The 22,976-nt window shown below is 68.9% G+C and carries 20 protein-coding genes and 1 tRNA gene; 9 read left to right on the top strand and 12 right to left on the bottom strand.

What is annotated here, in order from left to right; all coding sequences use genetic code 11:
- Nucleotides 1-225: 225 nt before the first annotated feature.
- From ABIC21_RS17670 to ABIC21_RS17650, 5 genes are all read right to left on the bottom strand, one after another.
- Nucleotides 226-302: transfer RNA gene (locus tag ABIC21_RS17670), tRNA-Pro, on the bottom strand.
- A 106-nt stretch (nt 303-408) separates the two neighbouring features.
- Nucleotides 409-2,238, bottom strand: coding sequence for an ABC transporter ATP-binding protein (locus ABIC21_RS17665; RefSeq protein WP_354351679.1), 1,830 nt, complete (start codon nt 2,236-2,238; stop codon nt 409-411).
- Nucleotides 2,235-4,067 carry an ABC transporter ATP-binding protein gene (locus tag ABIC21_RS17660; RefSeq protein ID WP_354351678.1) on the bottom strand — a complete coding sequence of 611 codons (1,833 nt, stop codon included), beginning with the start codon at nt 4,065-4,067 and terminating at the stop codon, nt 2,235-2,237. The genes ABIC21_RS17665 and ABIC21_RS17660 overlap by 4 nt, the downstream gene beginning before the upstream one ends.
- Before the next feature lie 271 nt (nt 4,068-4,338).
- On the bottom strand, nt 4,339-5,286 hold the full coding sequence (locus tag ABIC21_RS17655) for a metallophosphoesterase (RefSeq protein WP_354351677.1): 948 nt from the start codon (nt 5,284-5,286) through the stop codon (nt 4,339-4,341).
- Nucleotides 5,283-7,565: a transglycosylase domain-containing protein gene (locus tag ABIC21_RS17650; RefSeq protein WP_354351676.1), complete on the bottom strand. Its 2,283-nt coding sequence runs from the start codon at nt 7,563-7,565 to the stop codon at nt 5,283-5,285. Before ABIC21_RS17650 ends, ABIC21_RS17655 begins: the two co-directional genes overlap by 4 nt.
- 37 nt (nt 7,566-7,602) lie before the next feature.
- Here ABIC21_RS17650 and sp36 point away from each other — a divergent pair, with 37 nt between their 5' ends.
- The 3 genes from sp36 to ABIC21_RS17635 are packed head-to-tail and all read left to right on the top strand — an operon-like array spanning nt 7,603 to nt 9,257.
- Nucleotides 7,603-7,758, top strand: a complete 156-nt coding sequence (sp36, locus tag ABIC21_RS17645; protein WP_144671455.1) for a Sp36 family protein — start codon at nt 7,603-7,605, stop codon at nt 7,756-7,758.
- 2 nt (nt 7,759-7,760) lie between these two features.
- On the top strand, nt 7,761-8,330 hold the full coding sequence (locus tag ABIC21_RS17640) for a RidA family protein (protein ID WP_354351675.1): 570 nt from the start codon (nt 7,761-7,763) through the stop codon (nt 8,328-8,330).
- Nucleotides 8,331-8,345: 15 nt separating this feature from the next.
- On the top strand, nt 8,346-9,257 hold the full coding sequence (locus ABIC21_RS17635; RefSeq protein WP_354351674.1) for an NUDIX hydrolase: 912 nt from the start codon (nt 8,346-8,348) through the stop codon (nt 9,255-9,257).
- A 340-nt stretch (nt 9,258-9,597) separates the two neighbouring features.
- Here the strand turns inward: ABIC21_RS17635 and ABIC21_RS17630 are convergent, their stop codons facing one another.
- On the bottom strand, nt 9,598-10,275 hold the full coding sequence (locus ABIC21_RS17630; RefSeq protein ID WP_011693220.1) for a Crp/Fnr family transcriptional regulator: 678 nt from the start codon (nt 10,273-10,275) through the stop codon (nt 9,598-9,600).
- A 206-nt stretch (nt 10,276-10,481) separates the two neighbouring features.
- On the opposite strand from ABIC21_RS17630, the gene ABIC21_RS17625 reads away from it, so the two are divergent.
- A complete protein-coding gene (locus ABIC21_RS17625; protein WP_354351673.1) occupies nt 10,482-11,666 on the top strand; it encodes a MarP family serine protease in 1,185 nt (394 codons plus the stop codon).
- 45 nt (nt 11,667-11,711) lie between these two features.
- On the opposite strand, the gene ABIC21_RS17620 is transcribed toward ABIC21_RS17625, so the two are convergent.
- The gene (locus ABIC21_RS17620) at nt 11,712-12,839 is read right to left on the bottom strand and encodes a DUF2332 domain-containing protein (RefSeq protein ID WP_354351672.1); all 1,128 of its coding nucleotides are present in this window, start codon (nt 12,837-12,839) and stop codon (nt 11,712-11,714) included.
- Nucleotides 12,840-12,841: 2 nt separating this feature from the next.
- Nucleotides 12,842-13,315, bottom strand: coding sequence for a type II 3-dehydroquinate dehydratase (aroQ, locus tag ABIC21_RS17615; RefSeq protein ID WP_354351671.1), 474 nt, complete (start codon nt 13,313-13,315; stop codon nt 12,842-12,844).
- A 196-nt stretch (nt 13,316-13,511) separates the two neighbouring features.
- Here aroQ and ABIC21_RS17610 point away from each other — a divergent pair, with 196 nt between their 5' ends.
- Nucleotides 13,512-14,489, top strand: a complete 978-nt coding sequence (locus tag ABIC21_RS17610; RefSeq protein WP_354351670.1) for an SMP-30/gluconolactonase/LRE family protein — start codon at nt 13,512-13,514, stop codon at nt 14,487-14,489.
- Between the two features lie 4 nt (nt 14,490-14,493).
- Here the strand turns inward: ABIC21_RS17610 and ABIC21_RS17605 are convergent, their stop codons facing one another.
- Together ABIC21_RS17605 and acs are read right to left on the bottom strand one after the other, a co-directional pair.
- On the bottom strand, nt 14,494-14,871 hold the full coding sequence (locus ABIC21_RS17605) for an SRPBCC family protein (protein WP_354351669.1): 378 nt from the start codon (nt 14,869-14,871) through the stop codon (nt 14,494-14,496).
- Between the two features lie 43 nt (nt 14,872-14,914).
- Nucleotides 14,915-16,945: an acetate--CoA ligase gene (gene acs / locus ABIC21_RS17600; protein ID WP_354351685.1), complete on the bottom strand. Its 2,031-nt coding sequence runs from the start codon at nt 16,943-16,945 to the stop codon at nt 14,915-14,917.
- A gap of 290 nt (nt 16,946-17,235) precedes the next feature.
- Between acs and ABIC21_RS17595 the strand changes: the two genes are divergently transcribed.
- From ABIC21_RS17595 to ABIC21_RS17580, 4 genes are all read left to right on the top strand, one after another.
- Nucleotides 17,236-17,529 carry a hypothetical protein gene (locus ABIC21_RS17595; RefSeq protein ID WP_354351668.1) on the top strand — a complete coding sequence of 98 codons (294 nt, stop codon included), beginning with the start codon at nt 17,236-17,238 and terminating at the stop codon, nt 17,527-17,529.
- A 205-nt stretch (nt 17,530-17,734) separates the two neighbouring features.
- The gene (locus ABIC21_RS17590) at nt 17,735-19,096 is read left to right on the top strand and encodes a hypothetical protein (protein WP_354351667.1); all 1,362 of its coding nucleotides are present in this window, start codon (nt 17,735-17,737) and stop codon (nt 19,094-19,096) included.
- Between the two features lie 183 nt (nt 19,097-19,279).
- Nucleotides 19,280-20,050 (top strand): endonuclease III, encoded by a 771-nt coding sequence (nth, locus tag ABIC21_RS17585; protein ID WP_354351684.1) that lies wholly within the window; start codon nt 19,280-19,282, stop codon nt 20,048-20,050.
- Nucleotides 20,047-20,745: an NUDIX hydrolase gene (locus ABIC21_RS17580; protein WP_354351666.1), complete on the top strand. Its 699-nt coding sequence runs from the start codon at nt 20,047-20,049 to the stop codon at nt 20,743-20,745. The genes nth and ABIC21_RS17580 overlap by 4 nt, the downstream gene beginning before the upstream one ends.
- Nucleotides 20,746-20,753: 8 nt before the next feature.
- Here ABIC21_RS17580 and ABIC21_RS17575 read toward each other — a convergent pair whose 3' ends face one another.
- Together ABIC21_RS17575 and ABIC21_RS17570 are read right to left on the bottom strand one after the other, a co-directional pair.
- Nucleotides 20,754-21,014: a YegP family protein gene (locus tag ABIC21_RS17575; protein WP_354351665.1), complete on the bottom strand. Its 261-nt coding sequence runs from the start codon at nt 21,012-21,014 to the stop codon at nt 20,754-20,756.
- 143 nt (nt 21,015-21,157) lie between these two features.
- The gene (locus tag ABIC21_RS17570) at nt 21,158-22,879 is read right to left on the bottom strand and encodes a bifunctional 3'-5' exonuclease/DNA polymerase (protein ID WP_354351664.1); all 1,722 of its coding nucleotides are present in this window, start codon (nt 22,877-22,879) and stop codon (nt 21,158-21,160) included.
- Between the last annotated feature and the right edge of the window lie 97 nt (nt 22,880-22,976).

The raw sequence follows: 22,976 nt of genomic DNA, 5'->3' as shown, positions 1-22,976 counted from the left end.
CTTCATGGCCAACCAAACGTCCACGAAGTGCTGAGACAGGAAACGTCCACGAAGTGCTGAGACATCAACTGTCCACGAGGTACTGAGACATGACAGTGCGTCAAAACGGCAGTAGTGGAGCAATCGACGGGGGTTCGACGGCGGGCCTCCCGCCCGCCCGTGGACCCTGCCGGAGGCCGGGCGCACAAAAAGAGGGCCTTCCAGCTGGAAGGCCCTCTTCTTGATTGGTCGGGATGACAGGATTTGAACCTGCGACCTCGTCGTCCCGAACGACGCGCGCTACCAAGCTGCGCCACATCCCGATCCGTTACTTCAAAAGCAACTTCACAAGAGTATCCGATCAGGGCCCCGGATGCGAAATCGGGCCGCAGGCGCCCCCGCAACACACGGCGCGCAGCCCCGGGGGACTCAGACCAGAGAATCCTTCCAGGCCCCGTGCAGCTGTGCGAAGCGGCCGCCGCCGCCGATCAGCTGCTCCGGGGTGCCGTCCTCGACAATCCGCCCGTCGTGGACCACGAGGACCCGGTCGGCTGTCTCCACCGTGGACAGGCGGTGCGCGATGATGAGGGCGGTCCGGCCGCTGTCGGCGCCGATTCCCTGCAGCAGCCCGGCGAGGCCGACCTGCACGAGCCGCTCGGACGGGATGTCCAGCGAGGACGTCGCCTCGTCCAGAATCAGCACAGCTGGCCGGGCCAGGAAGGCGCGGGCGAAGCTGATCAGCTGGCGCTGCCCGGCGGAGACCCGGCCGCCGCGCTTGTTGACGTCCGTGTCGTAGCCTTCGGGGAGCTCCCGGATGAAGTCGTGGGCCCCCACGGCCCTGGCGGCGGCCTCGATCTCCTCGCGGGAGGCCCCGGGCCGGCCCAGGGCGATGTTGTCCGCGACGGAGCCGCTGAACAGGAAGGCCTCCTGGGTGACCATGACGACGTTCCGGCGCAGATCCGCCGTCGCCAGCTCCCGCAGGTCCACGCCGTCGAGCGTGAGGGAGCCGGCGGAGACGTCGTAGAAGCGGGCGATCAGCTTGGCGAAGGTGGACTTGCCGGCGCCGGTCTGGCCCACCAGCGCCACGGTCTGGCCGGCGGGGATGTGCAGGTCCATGGTGGGGATGATGACCGGGCCGTCGCCGTAGCGGAATTCGACGCCCTTGAAGTCGATGGTTCCCTTGGCGTCGTGCAGCGCCACCGGGTTCTTGGGCGGCCGGACGGTGGGGACCTCCTCGAGCAGCCCGGAGACCTTCTCCAGCGCGGCCTGGGCGCTCTGGAAGGAGTTGTAGAACATGGCCATCTGGTCCACGGGCTGGAAGAAGCGCTTGGTGGACAGGATCAGGGCCAGCAGCACCCCGACGGCCAGGTCGCCGTCGAGCACCCGGAAGCCGCCGAAGAGCAGGACGACGGCGACGCAGACGTTGCCGATCAGCACCAGGCCGGGCTGGAAGATGCCGTTGAGGTTGATGGAGCGGACTGTGACGTGGCGGTAGTCCTCGGCGAGTTCGGCGTAACGTGCGGCGTTTTCGCGTTCCTTGCGGAAGGCCTTGACCGCGCGGATGCCGGTCATGGTTTCGACGAAGTGCACAATCAGCCGGGCCGAGACGACGCGGGATTCGCGGAACGCGATCTGGGAGTGCTTCTGGTACCAGCGGGCCAGGAAGTACATCGGCACGCCGGCGGCGAGGACCAGGAGCCCGCTGCGCCAATCAAGGGCGAACACCGTCACGGCCGTGAACACCATGAACAGCATCCCGGAGGCCAGCGAGCTGATCCCGGAGTCCAGGAGTTCGCGCAGCGCCTCCAGGTCCGAGGTCTGCCGGGCGATGATGCGCCCCGAGGTGTATTTTTCGTGGAATTCCAGGCTGAGCCGCTGGGTGTGCCGGAAAACCCGGACGCGCAGGTCCAGCAGCATCGCCTGGCTCAGCCTCGCCGTCGACGTCACATACAGGGCGGTGAGGCACGCCGTCGCGACGGCGGCGGCCAGGTAGGCGGCGCCGGTGAGCAGCAGGGGGAGGTTGTCGCCGGCGCTCAGGGCGGGCAGGGCCCGGTCGATGCCGAAGGCGATCAGCGCGGGCCCGGCGACCCGCGCCGCCTGGGACAGCACGACCGCGGCGATGGTCAGCCAGAACCGCCGGCGGACCGGGCGGATGAGCGAGCCCAGCAGGGCCAGGGAGCGGCGCCGGACGGTCTTGCTCTCGCTCTTGGACAGGTGGGCGTTGTCCTCGTTTGCGGTGCCGAACGTTGCGCTGCTCATCGGGACACCTCCTCGGCGTTGAGGCCTGACAGTTCGGAGTCCAGCAGATGGGAGTCCAGGTCCCGCGGTTCCGGGTCGAGGCTGGCGATCACGTAGCGGTAGTGGCGGTTTACCGCGAGGAGTTCGGTGTGGGTGCCCACCGCGGTGATCCGGCCGTCCTCCAGCAGCGCCACCCGGTCCGCGAGGGCCACGGTGGAGGGCCGGTGCGCCACGATCAGGGTCGTGGTGTCGGAGAGCACCTCCCGCAGCCTGGTCTCGACGAGTTCCTCGGTGTGGACGTCCAGGGCGGAGAGCGGATCGTCCAGGACCAGGACCTTGGGCCGGGCGGCGATGGCCCGGGCCAGGGCGATGCGCTGCCGCTGGCCGCCGGAGAGGCTGAGCCCTTCCTCGCCGATCAGGGTGTCCAGCCCGGCCGGGAGCGAGTAGGCGAAGTGGGCCTGGGCGACGTCGAGCGCCTCCTCGAGGGCGGCCTCGCGTCGTTCGGGCGGGAGGCCGGCCGGGGCGCCGAGCATCACGTTGTCGCGGACCGAGCTGGAGAACAGGGTGGTGTCCTCGAACGCGACGGCGACGACCGTGCGGAGCTCCTCGACGCTGAACTCGCGCAGGTCCACCCCGTCGATGGTGATGGACCCGTCGGTGACCTCGTAGAGCCGGGGGACCAGCTGGAGCAGGGCGCTTTTGCCGCTGCCGGTGATTCCGACGAGTGCCATGGTTTCGCCGGGACTGATGTCCAGGTTGATGTCCCTGAGGATCGGCTTGTCCGGGGCGTCCTCGTAGGCGAAGGTTACGGTGTTGAAGGTGACGGCGCCCCGTAGCTCGGCGGGGCGGCGGGGGTTTTCGGGGCTGGTGATGGTGTTCGCCGAGTCCATGACCTCGAAGTGCCGGTCCACGGCGGACTTGGCGGTGAGGGCCATGGCCAGCAGCATGCCGCAGAACTCCACCGGGGTGGCGATCACGGCGGCGGTGGCGAAGAACGCGACGAGGGCGCCGATGCTCAGCTCGCCGGTGGAGGCCAGCATGACGCCGACGACGAGCCCGGCGCCGAGGGCCAGCTCGGGCAGGAGGGTGACCACGAGGCTGAACGTCGCGAGGTGCTTGGCCTTGACGATCTCGGTCTGGCGGAGCTCCTCGGCCTGTTCGTTGAAGTTCTCCAGTGCCTCGCGGCTGCGGCCGAAGGCTTTGAGCACGCGGATCCCGTGGACGGATTCCTCGACCGTGGTGGCGAGGTCGCCGGCCTGGTCCTGGCTGCGGCGTGCCACTTTGCTGAAGCGGGTGCGGAACCGGAAGCCGTAGATCATGATCGGCACGGCGGCGGCGAGGAAGATCAGCGCCAGCTGCCAGCTCATTGTGAACATCACGACGACGCCGATCACGACGGTCAGGGTGGTCACCACCAGCATGATGGCGCCGAACGCCATCCAGCGGCGCAGGAAGTTCAGGTCCGTCATGGCGCGGGAGAGCAGCTGTCCCGAGCCCCAGCGGTCGTGGAAGGAGACCGTCAGGTCCTGCAGATGGTCGTAGAGGGACACCCGCATCCGGGTCTCGACCGTGGTGGCGGGGTTGATCACGAACTGCCGGCGCAGGGCCACGAGGCCGGCTTCGGCGATGCCCAGGCCCAGGATGATGAGGGACGCGATCCAGACCGCGTCCGCGCTGCCGCCGGGCTGGAGCGACTCGTTGACCAGCACCCGCAGCACTTGGGGGATGGTCAGGGCCACCACGCTGGCGAGCAGGGCGCAGAGCAGTCCCATGACGAGCCGCGGAATGATCGGCCTGACGTGGGGATAGAGACGGCTGATGGAGGCGAAAAATGAGGTCTGCTTGGCCATGCCTGCTTCTTCAAACGCACGTGCGGATATCTAACGCAACTGGATGTAGTTTCCTGTAGCAACTACCCTAGGTCATCCGGTGACCGGGTTCACATGAAAAGTGACAGCATCAGGATCTCGCCCAGTAATTACATTCCGCAATGGCCGCCCGGCGCGCCGCTGCCCGCGGGACATGTCCAGCTTTGGCCGCGGCGAGTGGACATGAGCCCACTATGTCCAACCGTGGCGCGCAGCGGAGGGCATGTCCCGTGGTGCCGGGGGAGGGGCAGGCTTAGGAACGCGCAGTGAGCGTGAGCAGTACAGCCTCGGGCTTGCAGGCGATCCGGACCGGGGCGAAGCGCGACGTGCCGATGCCGCCGGACACGTTCACCGGCGTCGTGCGTCCGTGGCTTTCCCAGTCGTGCAGGCCTTTGGCGCGCCAGGTCGGGAGATCGCAGTTGGCCACGAGGGCCCCGAAGCCCGGAACGCAGATCTGGCCGCCGTGGGTGTGGCCCGCCAGCAACAGGTCGGCGCCGTCCCCGGTGAAGTGGTCCAGGACACGCTGGTACGGGGCATGGATGACGGCGACCCGCAGGTGCGGTCTGGTGTCCTGGCCCTTGGTGCCGCGGGGCCAGCCGGCGTACCGTTCGAGGCCCAGGTGCGGATCGTCCACGCCCGAAAAGTCAACGCGCAGTCCCTTAATCACGAGCGACTGGCAGCGGTTGGTCAGGTCCACCCAGCCGCCCATGCCGAAGCCGGCGCGGAGCCGCGGCCAGTCCAGCTGGGTCTGCGTCGTGGTGTGCGAGGACGGCCCCAGGAAGTACGACGCCGGGTTCTTCAGCCGCGGCGCAAAGTAGTCGTTGGAGCCGGGAACGAAGACGCCAGGGAACTGCATCAGCGGACGCAGCGACTCCAGCAGGGGTTTCACCGCCTTGACATGGCTGAGGTTATCGCCGGTGTTTACGACCAGGTCCGGCTCCAGCTCCGCCAGCGAGGACAGCCATGCCGCCTTCCGGTGCTGGCCGGGCACGAAGTGGATGTCGCTCAGGTGCAGCACGCGGATCGGACCGAAGCCCGCCGGGAGGATCGGCAGGGACTCTTCGCGCAGGACGAACTGGTTTTTCTCCCACAGCCCGTACGCGGTGGCGGCGGCGCCGGCCACGGCACCGGCGGCGGCGGTGACGGCAAAGCCGCGCCCGATGCTTCGGGCGCGGCTTGCGATCGAGTCAGGTCCGGTCACCGGTTGGACTCGCCTTGCTTCTTGTCCTGGCCCGGCGGGGCGGGCTCACTCGTCGCCGGGGCGGTCGGTGCCGAGGTGGACGGTGCCGTCGTCGCCGGCGCTGAAGGCCTGGGCGCGGGCGCCGGGCCGTTCACCAGGTTCGACGGCGGGGCCTTGAACGGTTCGGTGCCGTAGGCCGGGGCCACCTGCGTCATGTAGTTCGAGAACTGCGGGCCCGCGATCATGTAGCCGTCGATGGCCTTATAGAACTGGCCGTTCAAGGTCAGGTTGCGTCCCGGACGGTCCTGGCCGCCCAGCGCATCGCCGAACCAGGACGCCGTTGCCAGGCCGCTGGTGAAGCCGACCACCCAGGTGGAGTTGTTGGGGTCGTTGGTGCCGGTCTTGGCGGCAATCGGGAAGCTGGTGCGGGTGGAGATCCGCGGCTTGATCAGGGAGCCGGAACCACGGTTCAGGACTTCCTGCAGCGCGTAGCTCACACCGCGGGCAACTTCAGGCTTGATCGCATCGCGGCAGCTCGTGGCCTGGGCCGGCAGCCGGGCGCCACTCGCGTCGGTCACCGACTCAATGGCGATCGGCTCGCAGTACTTGCCGTCGTTCGCGAAGGTGGCGAACGCGCTGGCCATGGTCAGCGGGGAGGTCTGGGTCGCACCGATCAGGTTGGACAGCCGCGTCATGGGAACGGGCTCGTTGGTCTGACCGGCGTGGATTCCCGCGGCGTCGACGATCTTCTGGATGCCGCAGAGGTCAACCCCCGCCGCCGTGGCGAACGTCATCGTGTTGATGGAGTTCGCCAGGCCGTCGACGACGCTCATGTTCTTGTAATAGCCCTCTTCGGCGTTCTGCAGGTCGTCGGCGGCGCCGAGCCGCTTTTCCGCCGTGTTGTAGGCGCCGTCCACCGCGGTGGGGCAGGTGTTCTTCCACCGGTAGTTCAGCGGGTACCGGCGGACGGAGCCGTTGAGGACGGTGTTCATGGACTTGCCCTCGTTGAGCCAAGCGGCGAAGGTAAACGGCTTCATCGTGGAACCGGGCTGGAAACCGCCCAGGCCGCCGAGGTCATTGCCCTGGGCGTCCTTCATGTCGACGTTGAAGTTGATGACGTTGTTGAACTTGCCTTCGGCCTCGAGGAACTGCGTGTTCTGCGCCATCGAGATGATCTTGCCCGAGCCCGGCTGCACGGAGACCAGCGAGGCGCCCCATTTGTCCGGGTTCTCCCCGGCGGAGCCCTCAACCTGGGCCTGCGCCACGGCCTGGGCGTTCGGGTCCAGCGTGGTCTTGATGGTCAGACCGCCGCGGAAGACCTTCCGCTCGCGTTCCTTGGCGTCGGCGCCGTAGGCCGGGTTGTTCAGCAGCAGGTGCAGCACGTAGTCGCAGAAGTACGGGGCCGTCGGGGAGTAGGCGCAGCCCTGGCGCGCCGGCGTGACCTTCGTTTCCACCGGTGTGGCCACGGCGGCGTCGTAGTCGGCCTGCTGGATCTTGCCCTGGGTGAGCATGGACTGGAGCACCAGGTCGCGGCGGGATTTGGCGTTCTCCGGGTTGCTGATCGGATCGAAGAAGGACGGGCTGTTGACCAGGCCGGCCAACAGCGCCGCCTGCGGCAGGGTCAGGTCCTTGGCGGAGGTGCTGAAGAAGAACTTGGAGGCCGCTTCGATGCCGTAGGCATCGCGGTTGAAAAACACGATGTTGAGGTAGCCCTCAAGGATCTGCTCCTTGGTGAACTTCTTTTCCAGCGCGATGGCTAGCTTCATTTCCCGCAGTTTGTCGCCGACGCCCTTGTTCACACCGTTCAGCAGGACCTGGTCGCTCTTGCCCTCGGCCTCGAGGGAGGAGTTGATGACGTTGTTGACGTACTGCTGGGTGATGGTCGACGCGCCCTGCCGGTTGCCGCGGGCGGTGCTGACCAGGGCGCGCATGATGCCGGTGGTGTCCACGCCGCCGTGCTCGTAGAAGCGGCTGTCTTCGATGGCGATGACCGCGTCCTTGATATACGGCGACATCTGGTCGAGGGAGACCCGGGTGCGGTTCTCGGCGTAGAGGTTGGCGATCACGCTGCCGTCGGAGGCCAGGATCGACGTCGACTGGCTCGGCGGGTCCACCTGCAGTTCGGCCGGCAGGGTCTCGAAGAACTTGATCGACCCGCTTGCCGAGCTGCCGGTAACAGCGGCTGCAGGGACCAGCAGCCCCGCCACCAGGACGCCACAAATGGCGCTCACGCCCAGGAAAAGAAGGATCTTTCCGAGGGTGGTGGCCGTGTCAAATAAAGGGTTCTTACCAGTCGCCATGTTTTCCACTTTACCGGCAAGGACTAGGCTTTAGCTCATGACCAAATGGGAGTACGCCACGATTCCGCTCATTATCCACGCCACAAAGCAGATTTTGGACCAGTGGGGTGACGACGGCTGGGAGCTTGTCCAGGTTGTCCCTGGCCCCGAAGGAAACGGCCTGGTTGCCTACCTGAAGCGGGAGAAACAGTAACCATGAGCACCCCCGCATCAGCCGCCCCGGGCGCGGCCGCCGTCCCCGGAACGCCGGCCGGCAGCACCGTCGAAGCGGGCGCGCCGTCCGCCGTCGAGCAGCGCCTGGCCGAGCTCGGCCTGGCCCTGCCGGAGGTGGCCGCCCCGGTCGCCGCCTACGTCCCCGCCGTGATCTCCGGCAACCACGTCTACACCTCCGGCCAGCTGCCCTTCATCAACGGCAAGCTTGAAGCGACCGGCAAGGTCTCCTCCGGCACCGAAGCCGCCTCGGACGAGGCCACGGTCTCGCCGGAGGCCGCCAAGCAGTACGCCGCCGTGTGCGCCGTCAACGCCCTGGCAGCCATCAAGAGCGTCATCGGCGACCTGGACCGCATCACGCGGGTCGTCAAGGTTGTCGGGTTCGTCTCCTCCGACCCGTCCTTCACCGGCCAGCCCGGTGTCATCAACGGCGCGTCCGAACTGCTTGGCAGGGTCCTCGGCGACGCCGGCCAGCACGCACGCTCCGCCGTCGGCGTTGCCGTGCTTCCCCTCGACTCCCCGGTCGAAGTCGAACTGATCGCCGAATTCGCCTAGGCAGGTCAGTTTCCCGTGCCCCAGTTAGCCCGACGCCTGTTTGCCCTCCCCCCCGATCTTGAGGGGGCGGCCCGAAGCTGGCTTGAACACGGCGAACGGACCCCCCGCGCGGCCCGGTTCGCTTCCTCGGTAGTGCTGCTGCGCGACTCGCCCACGGGCCTGGAGACCTGGCTGGGCTACCGGCCCGGGTCCTCTCCGCTGGGTGTGCTCGCCTTTCCTGGCGGTTCTCTGGAGGCCTCCGACGACGACGCCGTCGGCTGGCTGGGCCCCTCGCCGCAGCACTGGGCCGAGCAGATGGGGACGGCCGACGTCGGCCTGGCGCGCCGCCATGTGGTGGGCGCCATTCGTGAACTGTTCGAGGAGACCGGCGTCCTCCTGGCCGGCCCGGACCTGTCCACGACCGTGGAGGCAACGTCGAGCGCCGAGTGGATGCGGGCCCGCGTGGCTGTGGCCGAGCAGGAGAAGTCCTTCACTGACGTGCTCGCCAAACGCGGACTCTCGGTGCGGACGGACCTGCTCAAGCCCCTGGTCAACTGGCTCAGCCCGGACTTCGCGCACCGCCGCTTCAACACCCGCTATTTCGCGGCCACGGTGCCGATGAACCAGCAGCCGTCGTTGCTGGCCAGCAAGGGTGTGTGGGGTCGCTGGGTGTGCGCCCGCAAGGTCATCGAGGGGCGGAACACCTCCGAGCTCGGCGATGAGGTGGGCCAGGAGAACACGGCCGGGCTCACCCTCGGCCAGCTGCTGGTGCCCGGCTCCGAGATCATGCTCGAAAAGATGGCCGCCGCGAACGGCTGCATCGCCTACCTGAGCTACAAGCGCAAGGCCCACGTCTACCAGCCGAAGCTCGTCGAGGAAGACGGCCAGCTGATGCTCGAGGTCGAGGCGGCCAAGACCATCGCCGGAGAACCCCAGCGCGAACGCTGACGCCCTGCCGCTGGACATGCCCCCTGCTGGGCGGTGCGGGTGGACATGATGGCATTGTGTCCACTCATGGCTGCCAGGAATGGGCATGTCCCGCGGTTCCGGAGCACAAAAATGAGCATGCCCTCCGCTCGCCCCACTCCGCCGCTGGACATGCCCCCCGCTGGGCCGGGCCGGTGGACATAATGGCGTTGTGTCCACTCATGGCTGCCAGGAATGGGCATGTCCCGGGAGCGGGGAGACCAGGAATGGGCATGTCCCCCTGCGCGGCGTGCGGCAGGGTTAACCACCGAAGGCCGGCACCGTATTCACGGTCCGGCCTTCGGTGTGTTGCTCAACAGGCTTAGCGGGAGCGCTGGCGGAGGCGCTGCATGTCGAGGATGACGACGGCGCGGGCCTCCAGGCGCAGCCAGCCGCGCTGCACGAATTCGGCGAGGGCCTTGTTGACCGTTTCACGGGAGGCGCCGACCAGCTGGGCCAGTTCTTCCTGCGTGAGCTCGTGGGCCACCAGGACACCGTCGGTCGCGGGCCGGCCGAAGCGGTCCGCCAGGTCCAGCAGCGCCTTGGCCACACGGCCGGGAACGTCGGAGAAGACCAGGTCGGACAAGGAATCGTTGGTGCGGCGCAGGCGGCGGGCCAGGGCCTGCAGCAGCTGCGCCGAAACCTCCGGGCGGGTGCGCAGCAGGGCGTTGAGGCTCTCATTCTTCAGTCCGGCCAGGCGGGTTTCCGAGACGGCCGTTGCCGTGGCGGTACGCGGGCTCGGGTCGAACAGCGCCATCTCGCCGAAGAGCTCGCCCGGGCCGAGGATGGCGAGCAGCGACTCCCGACCGTCCGGGGACGTGCGTCCGAGCTTGACCTTGCCGGAGACGATGAAATAGAGCTGGTCGCCCTGGTCGCCTTCCCGGAATACCGAGGCTCCGCGTGAGAGGTCCACCTCGGTGAGTTCGTCCGTCAGCAGACGGAACGCCTCGTCGTCGAGCGTGGCGAAAAGGGGTGCGCGGCGCAATACCTCGATATCCATGAAATCTCCTGACTAAAACTGTGTCGGCTGGGGCGCTTCAGCCATTGTTTCAGAATTTTGGCGCGTCTGTGACGTACTTGGCACCGAAACGCGCCAAACGTCGTGGCCGGGGGGCGAGCGGGGGGCGGTTCCGGGCTCCGGCCGCGCTCGGCAAACTGTCAGCCGGCGCCGGTAGAATTGGGGCTTACCTGCCTAAAGGAGCCTTGGTGTTCGGCTTGACCATTTTGGACCTCGTGTTGATCGTGACGCTGCTGTCCTACCTGTTCCACGGCGTGCGCAACGGCTTCCTGGTCACAGTCGGCGGCATCGCCGGGTTCGCCGCGGGCGCTGTGGCGGCATTTGTCTCCGTCCCCATCGTCAGCGGCCTGGTCGAGGACAGCGGCTGGCGCCTCACAGCGATCATTGCCACCGCCGTGCTGCTCATGGTCCTGGGGCACGGCCTGGGCACCGCGATCGGCCGCCGGATCCGCAGCGTGGTGCGGATCCGTCCGCTCCGGTCCGTGGACCGGCTGGCCGGCGGCGGCGTGAACGTGGTGGTGTCCGCCCTGGTCATGTCGATGCTGGCCTTCAGCATCGGGGCGCTCGGCGTTCCCTTCGTCTCCCAGCCGCTCGCCGAGTCGAAGGTGATCCGCTTCATCGACGGCGCGACCCCCGTACCGCTGAAAACCTCCATGGCCCAGCTGCGGTCCGCCGTGATCGGCGACGGCATCCCGACGCTGTTCGAGGGCATCGGTCAGGGCCAGCCGGTGGCGGTCCCGGACGCCAGCACCGACACCCCGGCCCTGAACCGGGCCGCGGCGTCGGTCCTGAAGATCGCGGGAACCGCCTACCAGTGCGGTCAGAACCAGACCGGAACCGGGTTCGTGGTGTCGCCCGGCCGCGTCGTCACGAACGCCCATGTGGTCGCCGGCGTGCCGGAACCGGTGGTGGAGATTCCCGGCGGCGGCGCCCTGCCCGGGCGCGTGGTGTATTTCGACGCCCAGCACGACCTCGCGGTGGTGGCCGTGGACGGGCTGCGCTCCGCCCCGCTGCCGCTCAGCTCCGACCTGCCCGCTGGCAGCCCGGCAGCGTTTTCCGGCTACCCCCATGGCGGCCCGTTCCAGTCGAAGCCGGCCACGGTGCAGGACATTGCGACGGTGCTGGTCCCGGATATCTACGGCGACAATCCCGCGCCGGAGGACGTGTACCGGATCGCCGGGGACGTCCAGCCGGGCAACTCGGGAGGTCCGCTGCTCACCACGGACGGCCAGGTGGCGGGAGTGATTTTTGCGAAGGCGACCGGCGAATCCTCGCTCGGTTATGCCATCACCATGGCGGATCTGGGACCTGTTGCCGCCCAGGCTCCGGCACTTGGCGACGCTGTCTCCCCGGGCGAGTGCATCCAGAAATGACGGGCACCCCGAAGTGACACGCACCGAAGCCCGGGCGGCAACCCGCTAAAGCCACTCCAGGCTTTGGCCGTGCGGGCCGGTGATCGCCGTGGGCTTCCCGTTGTGCAGCAGCAGGAACCGGCCGCGGAGCCGGGACTCGTCCATCTCGGGGACCACGCTGGAGCCGTCCGCCTGGATGATCACCGTGTGCCCTTCGTTGGACAGCCAGTGGCAGCCGCGTTCGACGGCGAGCCGCGCCATGGTGGCCCGGAACCGGTCACGCGCGTCCGCGTCGAGGTAGGCCATCACTGCGCTGTGGAAGACCACCAGGGTGGCGTCCGACGGCGCCCGCGCTGCCAGGGCGGGGAGCTGCTCGTTGAGGTCCCCGGCCACGAGGAGCGGCGGATCCGCCTGGGCAATGGCGATCGCCCGGCGCAGCCGTTCGCGGCGGAAGTCCTGCCCGGGCCAGATCAGCGCCTCCAGCCATGCGACGTCGTCGGGATTCCGGACGTTGAGGGGATTGAGGTCTATCCCCGCCCGCCACACCACCCGCGGGAGCTCGGCCGGCAGCGGGACCGGCCCGGTGACGGTGCAGCCCAGGACCGGATAACTGCCGGCCGCGGCACCGGCCGGGGCCAGCCGTGTGACCACGGGACCGGCGTCGTACTCGTAGCCGTAGCGGTCGGGGAACAGTGCCAGCCCGGCCGAGGCCCCGACTTCGATGAGCGCCAGCGGGCGCCCGCCGGTGCTGGCGATCTGCGCCAGGGCCGGCAGCAGGGTGGCGCAACGCCCGGCCTCGTTGGTCTGGGTGGCGCGGGTGAGCACGATCCGCGAGACGTCCTCCCAGTGCGCGTCCAGAAACGACCGGAAGTCCGGGTAGGGGCTGATCCGCGCGCCGAGGAAGCGTGCGGCCGCGAGCATCAGCAGGGGCTGGCGCTTGTTGTACGGCCACTCGTCGATCCGCCGGAGCAGCTCCGGGTCCTCCGCGATGCCCACCGACCATTCGGCGTAGCAGTCGGAGTTGCCGGGCGCGTCGACGGTGCCGAAGCGCCGGTACCACTGCGCCGTGGCGGATTCCCCGCTGCCGGATTCCGCACTGCCGGATTCCGCACTCCCCGATTTCCCGGTTGCCGGTTCCCCGGTGCCCGGTTCGGCAGCCGCCTGGTCCCCGCGGACGGGATCAACGGGGGACATGCTCAGTCCCGGCTGGCCTGCAGCCCGGCGAGGTACTCGACGGCGAACCGGTAGCCCAGGATCCCTGCGCCGGCAATCACGGCCTTGCTGATGTCCGAGAGATAGGAATGGTGCCGGAACGCCTCGCGGGCGTGGACGTTTGTGATGTGGACCTCGACGGCGGGCAGCTGCACCGCGGAGATGGCGTCCCGGATGGCCACCGAGGTGTGCGTGTAGGCGCCGGCGTTGATGACGATGCCGACGGCCCGGCCGCGCGCGGCATGGATCGCGTCCACGAGGGCACCCTCGTGGTTCGACTGGAAGCACTCGACGTCGAGTCCGTGCGCCGCGCCGGTGTCCTTGGCGAGCTGTTCGACGTCGGCCAGGGTGGCGGTGCCGTATTTCTCGGGTTCGCGGGTGCCGAGCAGGTTCAGGTTGGGTCCGTTGAGGACCAGGATGGTGCCGCGGCCGGCGCCGGCGGAGGTGGTTTCGCTCATGCCAGCCAATGTATCGCGTTGCGTTGCGGGCTGCCGCCCCGGCGGCGGAAAGGCGCGCAGATGACCGCCCCGGGAAAGGGCGGTGCGGCCCGGCGGCTCTGGCCTGCACCGGTCTGCCTGCCTAAACTGAAAGGACCACCGTGCGGAGCTCCCGTACCGGTCAGCTCGCGCGGATAGCCCGATTTCGGAGCACATCATGCGCAACAATCATTTAGGAAAACCAGTCCGCAGGCTCGCTGTGGGCATTCTCGCCCTTGCGGCGTTCCTCGTGCCGGCGCCCCTGGCGACCGCCGACCGCGCGGACCGGGGTGACCGGACCCCGGTGATCAGCCTCCCCGGCGCCACCGGCGCGGAAGGCATCGCCGCAGGGGAGGGCAGCACTTTTTTCGCCGGCGACCTGCCCAATGGGAACATCTTCCGGGGAGACATCGACGACGGCAAGGCAAAACTGTTCATCACGGCGCCGGAGGGCCGGGCGGCCGTCGGCATGAAGGTCGACCGGGAGAACGACCTGCTCTTCGTCGCCGGCGGTGCCACCGGCCAGGCCTACGTCTATGACCTGGAGACGAAGAAAACCGTGAAGGTCTACGATCTCGCGCCGGCCGGTGCCAGCTTCATCAACGACGTCACCCTGACCCGCGACGGCGCGTGGTTCACCAACTCCCGCGCCGGTGAGCTTTACCGGATCCCGATCGGCCGCGACGGAACGCCCGGCGACGCCCGGGCCCTGGCGCTCGAGGCCCCCGCAGGCACCGTGGACGAGGGGTTCAACCTCAACGGCATCGCCACCGCCGACGACGGCGACCGGCTGATCGTCGCCCACACCGGCCGCGGCGCCCTTTACTTAGTGGACCCGGACGACGGCTCGAACAAGTTGATAAAGGTCACGGACACCTCCGGGGCCCCGGTTCCCATGACGAACGTGGACGGCATCGTCGTCCGGAACGGCACCCTCTGGGCCGTGCAGAACTTCCTCAACCAGGTCAGCAGGATCGAACTGAACGGGTCGCTGGGCAAAGGCGAAGTGCAGGAAGTCATCACCAGCGAGAACTTCGACGTCCCGACGACGGCGGCGCTGTTCGGCAATACTCTCGCCCTGGTCAACGCGAAATTCGCCACCCCCGGAGCAACCAGTTTCGAGGTGGTCCTCGTCGAGGCCTGCTCCGGCGGCTGAGTTCCTAACGCGTCGCGAGCCGCTCAATCCGGCGCAGCGCCAGCGCACACACCGGAAGGTAGACCGGTGCCCACCACGGGACCGTGAAGGTGACGAGGCAGCCGCCGCCCTGCGGGATGACCCGGTGGCCGGTGGCCGGGATCCCCGCGACGGACCACGACCAGTACCGTCCGGGCTCAAACGCCGTCACGATGTAGGGCAGCGCCACACCCAGGACGCTGCGGACCCTGCCGCTGCTGCCCGCCGCAAACCCTGCGGATGCGGTGGCCGGCTCGACGCCGGTGATGGACGGCCCCCAGGCCGGCCACTTTCCGGTATCGGTAAGCAGCGCCCAGACGTCCTCCGCGGACGCGGCGATCCGGCGCGACACGGAGAAAGTCATCTGGGCCAATGTGCACCCTGCCCAGCCCGGGCCGGGTGCAGGCTCACTTCCTCAGCGAGTGCGCGATCTGGGCCATCACGGTGTTGTCGGCCAGGGTGGTGGCGTCGCCGACTTCGCGTCCTTCCGCGACGTCCTTGAGCAGGCGGCGCATGATCTTGCCGGAGCGGGTCTTGGGCAGTTCCGGGACGACGAGGATGGTCTTGGGCTTGGCGATCGGCCCGATCTCCTTGCCGACGTGGTTCCGGAGTTCCTGGACGATCGCGTCGCCGGTGTCCACGGCGTCCCCGCGCAGGATCACGAAGGCGACGACGGCCTGGCCGGTGGTCTCGTCCGCGGCGCCCACGACGGCGGCTTCCGCGACGGCGGGGTGGGACACGAGGGCGGATTCGATTTCGGCGGTGGAGAGCCGGTGGCCGGAAATGTTCATCACGTCATCGACCCGGCCGAGCAGCCAGATGTCGCCGTCCTCGTCCTTCTTGGCGCCGTCCCCGGCGAAGTACATGGTCTCGAAGCGGGACCAGTAGGTTTCCTTGAAGCGCTCCGGGTCGCCCCAGATGCCGCGCAGCATGGCCGGCCACGGTTCGCGGATTACGAGGTAGCCGCCGGAGCCGTTGGGCACGGACTCGCCGAGTTCGTCCACGACGTCCACGGCAATGCCGGGCAGCGGGACCTGGGCGGAGCCGGGCTTGGTGGCCGTCACGCCGGGCAGCGGCGCGATCATCTGCGCGCCGGTTTCGGTCTGCCACCAGGTGTCCACGATCGGGGCCGGGTTTTCCTTGCGCTCGCCGTTCTTGCCGGCGTTGCCGCCGATGACCTCGCGGTACCACATCCACGCTTCGGGGTTGATGGGCTCCCCGACGGAGCCCAGGACACGGATCGAGGAAAGGTCCGACTTCGCCGGGATCTCCTTGCCCCACTTCATGAACGTCCGGATGGCGGTGGGGGCGGTGTAGAGGATGGAGACCTTGTACTTCTCCACGATCTCCCACCAGCGGCCCTGGTGCGGGGAGTCCGGGGTGCCCTCGTAGATCACCTGGGTGGCGCCGTTGATGAGCGGGGCGTAGGCGACGTAGGAGTGCCCGGTGATCCAGCCGACGTCGGCGGTGCACCAGTACACGTCCGTTTCGGGGTGCAGGTCGAAGACGGCCTTGTGCGTGTAGGCGCCCTGGGCGATGTAGCCGCCGGTGGTGTGCAGGATGCCCTTGGGCTTGCCGGTGGTGCCGGAGGTGTACAGGATGAAGAGCGGGTGCTCCGAGTCATGCCCGACGGCGGTGTGCTCGGCGGAGGCGGTCCCGACCGTGTCGGCCCACCAGTGGTCGCGGCCCTCGTGCCAGTCGACGTTCTGGCCGTTGCGCTTGACGACGACGACGTTCTGCACGGTGTGCCCGCTGCCGTCTCCCTCGTGGGACAGGGCCTCGTCGACGGCGGGCTTGAGCGCACTGGGCTTGCCGCGCCGGTAGGTGCCGTCCGCGGTGACGACGAGCTTGGCTTCGGCGTCGTCGATCCGGGAGCGCAGCGCCTCGGCGGAGAAGCCGCCGAAGACCACCGAGTGGATGGCGCCGATCCGGGCGCAGGCCAGCAGCGTGATGACGGCCTCGGGAATCATCGGCAGGTAGACGGCCACCCGGTCGCCCTTGGCGACGCCGAGGGACTCGAAGGCGTTGGCGGCCTTCTTGACCTCCTCGGTGAGCTGGGCGTACGTGTAGGTGCGGGTATCGCCGGGTTCGCCCTCGAAGTAGATGGCAACGCGGTCCCCGTGGCCGGCCTCGACGTGGCGGTCCAGCGCGTTGTAGGCGGCGTTGATCTCGCCCCCGACAAACCACTTGGCGAACGGCGGCGTGGACCAGTCCAGGGCCTGGCTGAAGTCCTTGCTCCAGGTCAGCAGCTCGCGGGCCTGCTTCGCCCAGAAGGCGGGCCGGTCGGCGTCGGCCTCGGCATAGTCCGCGGCGGTGACCACCGCGTTGGCGGCGAACTCGGGGGAAGGGGCGAACTTGCGGTCCTCCTGCGACAGGTTTTCAAACGCGTCGCCAAGGGGAGCCTGCGTCGTCGTGGAGCCGGGGGTCTGCTGGGACATGGTGAACCTCATCATTCATCGATCCGTGCTGCGCGGGACCCCCGTTCCGCCGCAACGCCGGGCCGCTTGCGCGTCATCGGGCATCGGCTGGTCACGGACGTACCGCAAAGAGCTGTTCCGAAATACACACTAACGCCTGCGCCCTTCCGAACGTGTGCCGCGTCACACAGTGAACCGTGAGCGGTGTTTGTTAAGCGCCGAATGGTTGTTGGGCGCCCTGCGGGGCTCTGGTGCGGCCCGGCTGCTTCGGCCACACTGGTGCCATTGCCGGAGATGACATCGGGGAAATCATGAGATTCAGCGGGCCCTTGCAGCGGGCATCGACCTGGATGGAGAAGCCCCGGCGGTTCGGCGTCACCCTGTGGGGAAGCTCCAGCTGCCCGGCCGTCCCGGCCCGGATGGACGCGACCGCCCGCGACCGGGTGTCCATCAGCTTCGAGCAGGCCGCGGAGAAGGCCTGCACCGCCGACCTTGCGCCGATGACGTACGAATTCACGGTACCGGCCGGCGCGGACGCGGTTCCGCTGACGCTGATCCTCGTCGACGGCCAGGGCGTGACGATGCACACATTCGTGCTGGAATGACGGCCGACGGAGCCGCCGGCACCGGGAAAAAGGGTCCGGTTCGGTCCCGCTGTCCCCGGCTTGTCAGCTAGTGATCGGCCAGCCACTTGACTAGGCTGAGATGAAGTTGTGACATCCGATGGAGGCGACGGGACCCCTTGCGGTCCCCGCTCGGCCTGCCGTTAGACGGTGCTGTCCAGAGTGCCGCCATGCTAAGGAGAACCGAATGAACGAGCAAACAAACGGGCAGCTTAAGCAGCCCGCCCAAAGCCAGGCCAACGGTGGCGCGGACCGGTCCGGCGGCTACGGGGACGCACCCCGTTTCACGGTGGACAAGGCGAGCGGGAAGACGGCCGGCAGGAAGAACGAGGCGGTCCTCGGGCCGTTCACCATCCGCGACCTCACGGTGTTCGGCTCGACGCTGATTCTCTTTGTGGCTTCGCTGATCCCGATGTTTGCCGTCCGCTACAACCTCTGGAACCTGGGCAGCCTCTTCTTCCTCGGCCTCGGGATCCTGCTGCCGGTGATTGTTACCGCCCTGTTCGTGGCGCGCCGCCTCAGCCCCGGAACGAAGCTCCGCATCGGCTCCCTGTCGGTGGACCAGTTCGGCTCCGTGGTGGCGTCCTTTGCTGTCGCGTTCTTTTTCCTGGCCGTCGCGGGCGCCTATGTCCCCAGCATGTTGCTGGCCCTCGTCGGCGCCCTCGGGCTCCTCGCGGCCACCGTGCTGGGCCGCCTGATTCCGTTCTTCGCCGGGGACTTCCTGGACCGCGCAGAGGTCCCCGCCCACGTCGTGGCCCGCGAGTCGGCGGTCCCCGTCCGCAAGCCGCGCGCCCCCAAAGCGCCGAAACCGGCCAAGGACGAGACCGCCCCGAAGGCCGCCGGAACCAGCGCCGTCGCCGGCTGGGCGAAGAAGATGACCCCGGGCGGACAGTCCGGCGCCGCCGGTGCTGCCGGTGCGGCAGCCGCAACGGGCGCCGCCGCTACTTCGGGCTCCCCAACAGGCGGCGCCGCCGCAGCTCGCCCGGCGGCTGCGACGCCGGCCGCCGCCCAGGAAGCACCGGCCCGGGCCTCCGCGCCCACGCCGGTCGTCAGCTCTCCGGAAACGCAGGTCGCGGGTGTCGTGCCCGCCGCCACCGCACCGAAGCCGTCTGCTGCCGAGCAAACCCAGGCCGCCGCCGCCGTCGTGCCCCCCGGTGCCACGGCCCCTGCGGACCAGCAACTCCCGGATGCCCAGGCCCGGGCCGCCGCTGGAGCTGAGGAAACCCGGGCCGCCGAGGTTCCCGCAGCCGCCGCGAATAGCGCCCCCACCACGGTGAACCCGCAGGTGCGCCAGCAGGAGCCGATCGGCGCCACCGTCGACCCGGCAAGCCGCCCCGAGGAACACGAGGTCCAGACCCACGAGGCATTCTGGTTCGCCGTCGCCCAGCCACGCACCGCCCTGGATGAACACAGCGGCGTGGCGGCCTTCGTGATCGAGCCCGGCGGATGGGTGCTCGCCCTCGAGGACCGGGGCCACGAATTCCTGGTCCAGCACACCGACGGCCGCGTGGGCGTGCTCCGCGACCTCAGCAACATCGAACGCGGCTAGCCAGACCCCGTGACCAGCGAGTCCAGCACGGCAGTCCCCGGCAGCGCCGTGGCCAGCCCGACAAGCGCGGGACCGAAAGATCCCGGCATCACGAGCGCGGGCATCAAGGGCGCGGGCCCAAAAAGTGCGGGCCCGAAAAGTGCGGGCACCAAAAGCGCCGGCGCGCGCGCTGCGGGGGAGTCGCTGCTGGGGTTGAAGCGGCGCGCCCGCCGGATCAACAAGGCGCTGGCGGAACAGTATCCTTATGCCCACGCGGAACTCGACTTCCGCAGCCCGTTCGAGCTGGTGGTGGCCACTGTGCTGTCGGCCCAGACCACGGATGTGACAGTCAACCAGATCACGCCCCTGCTGTTCGCCCGGTACCCGGACGCGCGGAGCATGGCCGAAGCGGATCCGGCCGAGCTGGAGGCCATCATCAAACCGACCGGGTTCTTCCGCGCCAAGACCCGGAACCTCATGGCGCTGTGCAACCGGCTCGTGGATGAGTACGACGGCGAGGTGCCGGGCCGGCTGGATGACCTGGTGACGCTTCCCGGCGTCGGGCGGAAGACCGCGAACGTGGTGCTCGGCAACGCGTTTGGCATCCCCGGGATCACGGTGGACACCCATTTCGGCAGGCTCGCCCGGCGCTTCGGCTGGACCGAGTCCGATGACCCCGTGCGGATCGAGTCCGACGTCGCGGAACTGTTCGAGCCCCGGGACTGGACCATGCTCTCGCACCGGGTGGTGTTCCACGGCCGGCGCGTGTGCCATTCCCGCAAGCCGGCCTGCGGCGCCTGCGCCGTGGCGAACTGGTGCCCCAGCTACGGGATGGGGGAGACAGACCCGGAGAAGGCGAAGAAGCTGCTGAAATACGAGCTGGCCCCGGGGCAGGAGGAGCTGCTGTCGAAGCTCCTCGCCGAGACCCACCGCGCCGCGGAAATCCGGATGGAATCCCAGAGGAAGCCGCTGTGACGGCCCGCCAGGACCTCGTCGACCTGGTCGCCGCGGTTGAGGCCGGCACGGCGCCGTCCCCCGACCCGCGCTGGCGGGAACTCGTCGTCGAGCCCGGCGACCGGGTCCGACGGGCGGCGGTATTGATGCTTTTCGGTTCCCTCGATGACGTCCCGGCGACCTCGGTCAAGCTCCTCGCCCCGGCCGATCTGGACGTCCTCCTGCTGCAGCGGGCCCAGACCCTGGAGGACCATCCGGGCCAGGTCGCGTTCCCCGGCGGCGGCATCGACCCGGGCGAATCCGTCACCGACGCCGCGCTGCGGGAAGCGGAGGAGGAAACCGGGCTGGACCCGGCCGGCGTCGAGGTCCTCGGCGTGATGCCGGAACTGGCCCTTCCCCGAGGGAACTTCCTGGTGACCCCGGTCCTGGGCTGGTGGGCGTCCCAGTCGCCGGTGCGGGTGGTGGACTACGGCGAGTCCGCCCAGGTCTTCCGCGTCCCGGTCCGGGATCTGCTGGACCCGGACAACCGCGTGATGGCCACGGTGACCCGGGCGGGGCAGACGTTCCAGAGCCCGGCTTTTACCGTCAACGACGTCGTGGTGTGGGGCTTTACCGGAATGATCCTTAACCAGCTCTTCGACCAGCTGGGGTGGGCCGTGCCCTGGGACCGGGAGAGCCTGCTCGATGTCGACACGTGGAGCAGGCTCGACGGCTGAGGCGGGATTTAGCTGGGGGCCAGCCGGGCGCCGGGTCCCGTGGAGACCTTCATGGCAGCGTGATGCGAGCCGATGGACTTGCTGCGCGCCTGGGACTTGTCGACGATCAGCCCGGTCGCGGCGTTCTCCCGCACGGCGTTGATGCCCGCGGCTGCGCCCTTGATCGTGTTGAACAGCGGTGAAACGGCGACCACCGTTCCGTCGGATGCCGTCAGCTTGAAGAAATACTTCTTCCCGCCGGCCTCGGCGATCTCAAAAATGCCAGCCAAAGTGCTGCCTCCCCAAAAATCTATGCGTCGTTGCATGGCCGGCGCATTGTCGGATCAATGACCGGCCCTATCGAGGGTAACCGCCGTCACACGCGGTGCACAACGCTACCGGCGGGTACGTTACGGCGAGCGACCCCGCAGGATTATTTGGCGTTGTCGTAGGAGTCCACGACCGCGACGCTGACCGGGAATTCCACCGGGATCCTGCCGAACAGTAGTTCCTTGGCGGCGTTCGCGGCTTCCTCGATGGCCCGGATGCAGTCGGCCACCGCGGCCTCGGGGCAGTGGACCATGACCTCGTCGTGCAGGAAGAAGACCAGTTCCCCGGCGGGGCCGCCGTCCGCGCGCATGGCGCGGAGCCGGCGTCGCAGTTCCGCCAGCCAGCAGGCCGCCCAGTCCGCAGCGGAACCCTGGACGACAAAGTTGCGGGTGAACCGGCCCCGCGAGCGGGCGATCGAATCGGCCCGGCGCTCTTCCTCGGCGCTGGTCGACTGCTGGCTCTGGCGCCAGCGCTCGGACGGCGGCGGGCTGCTGCGGCCCAGCCGCGAGGTGACTGTCCGGCCGGCCTCGCCCTCGCGGGCTGCCTGCTCGACGAAGCCCACGGCGCGCGGGTAGGTGCGGGTCAGCTGCGGCATCAGGCGCCCGGACTCGCCGGTGGTTGCCCCGTAGATCGCGCCGAGCAGCGCCACCTTGGCCTTGGCGCGGTCCCCGCCGAAGCCCTGCGCGGCGATGCCGGCATACAGGTCCTTGTCGCGTGCGGCCTCGGCCATCTTGGAATCCTGCGCCAGCGCCACGAGCACCCGGGGTTCCAGCTGTGAGGCGTCGGCGACGATCAGTTTGTGGCCGGGATCGGCATGGACGGCACCGCGGATCTGGCGCGGAATCTGCAGCGCCCCGCCGCCGCGGGAGGCCCAGCGGCCGGAGACGACCCCGCCGACCACGTACTCCGGCTGGAACCGGCCGTCCTTCACCCAGGCATCCAGCCAGGCCCAGCCATTGGCGGCGTGCAGGCGGGAGAGCTTCTTGAAGGCCAGCAGCGGCTCGATCGCCGGGTGGCTGGATTCCTTCAGCTCCCACTGCCGGGTGGTCTTCACTTCGATGCCGTTCCGGTGCAGCGCCCGCATGAGGTCCTGCGGGGAGTCCGGGTTCAGCGAAGGGGAATTCAGCAGCTGCCGCAGCTCGGCGGTGAGCGCCTCCAGCTTGGCCGGACGGTGGCCCACGGGAGGGCGGGGGCCGAGGTAGTCGGCGAGGATCTGCTCATGCAGCTCCTCGCGCCACGGCACGCCCGTGTGCTGCATTTCCGCCGCGATCATGGCGCCGGCGGATTCGGCCGCGAGCAGCAGCTGGAGCCGCTGCCTGCGGTTGTCGCTGGGGCGTTCGGCGCCGGCACCGCCCGCCTGGCCGAGGGCTTCCTGCTGGGCGGCGAATTCGGTGCGGAGGTCCTTGGGGCTGTGGCGGGGTGCTGTGCGCAGGCCCGGGTCATCGAACAGGGCGCCCTGGTCGGCGGGCGGGGGAGGCGGCTGAAGCGCCCGCGGCGGCTGCAGCTCATCGTCCTGGACCATTTTCTCCGCGTTCTGCGCATACGCGGTGTGGGCGGTGAACTCGGAGTGGGCAAGGATCGCACCGCACAACGTGAGGTCGTAGCAGCGTTCCAGCTCGACGCCGGCGGCGAGGAGGGCGGGGTACCAGTCCTGGGTGCGGTGCCAGATCCAGCGCGGCCTCCGCTGTTCGAGTTCTCGCACGACGCCGGCCAGTTCGGCGGCGCTCACGGTCCGCGGTTCCGGTGTGGCCGGGTGGGGAGCGCCGTCCGCGGTGAGTTCCTGCAGGGCTGCGCCGTCGGAGTGGGCGGCGAGCAACAGGTACATGGTGTCAATTCTGCCCTGCGGTGCGGAGTGCCCCGTTCACCTGGCCTGACCAGGGCTTGTCCACATAGCGGCCGGTGCGGGTTATGGCCGGTTCCGG

It is taken from the genome of Pseudarthrobacter sp. PvP090 (genome assembly GCF_040547365.1).
Lineage (GTDB): Bacteria > Actinomycetota > Actinomycetes > Actinomycetales > Micrococcaceae > Arthrobacter.
Note: the sequence above shows the minus strand (reverse complement) of the source record. Positions and strands in the feature narration are given on the sequence as shown.